Below are 757 nucleotides of genomic sequence, written 5' to 3'. Positions count from 1 at the left end.
ACGCCGCCGCCCGCCGCACCCGCGGCCGCCACGGCGGCCCCGCGCGCACCCGCCCCGGCGCCTGCCGCCGCCCCGGCCGGCCCGGTCAAGGCCGGCATGGTCTGCACGAAGATGGGCAAGCCGGAAGCGCCGTCGCTGAGCTGGAGCGGTGAAGCCGCCTACAAGATCACCGCGACGGTGAAGGCCGGCCGCGTGGTCAGCATCGAAGCGCAGCCGCTGCGTTCGGGCGTGGACCGCAAGGCCCAGCGAGCGCTGCTCGCCTCGATCGAATCGACGCTGAAAGACACCTACGAATGCCCGGGCGACCACGTCTTCGAGCAGGAATTCGTGTTCAAGATCGGCGATTGATGGATTGCATGCCGGGTCGAGCGCGCAGTCTCACTGCGCTGACCGGTCCGGCCTCCCCAGCGGGGCCAACCTGACGTCCAGCCTCGCTACCTTGAAACCAACAGTTTTTTTCCGCAGGAGTTGACTCCATGATTTCTCGTATCTCCAGCCTCCTGGCTGCCCTCGCATTTGCCGTGACCCTGGGCGCTTCGCCCGTGGCCCAGGCTCAAGATTCCGCCGCGTCCGCTCCTGCTGCTGAAGCCGTCGCTGCCTCGGACGCCGCTCCTGCCGCCGCTGCCGCCCCGGCCGCCCACAAGGAAGACAACCCCTACGGCCTGATGGCCATGATCAACCACGGCGATGCCGTGTCCAAGACCGTGCTGGCCCTGCTGGCCATCATGTCCATGGGCAGCTGGTACATCCTGATCAC

Annotated in this window: 1 protein-coding gene and 1 pseudogene; both read left to right on the top strand. The window is 68.0% G+C overall.

Annotated elements, in window-relative coordinates; genetic code table 11:
* A partial coding sequence (locus tag B0W88_RS32090; protein ID WP_198938018.1) for a hypothetical protein occupies window positions 1–348 on the top strand: 348 nt, incomplete at its 5' end.
* Between the two features lie 128 nt (window positions 349–476).
* Window positions 477–757 (top strand): annotated as a pseudogene (locus tag B0W88_RS33345) (MotA/TolQ/ExbB proton channel family protein); the annotation flags it as partial.

The organism is Pelomonas sp. KK5 (assembly GCF_001984095.1).
Classification (GTDB): Bacteria; Pseudomonadota; Gammaproteobacteria; order Burkholderiales; family Burkholderiaceae_C; genus KK5.
Note: the sequence above shows the minus strand (reverse complement) of the source record. Positions and strands in the feature narration are given on the sequence as shown.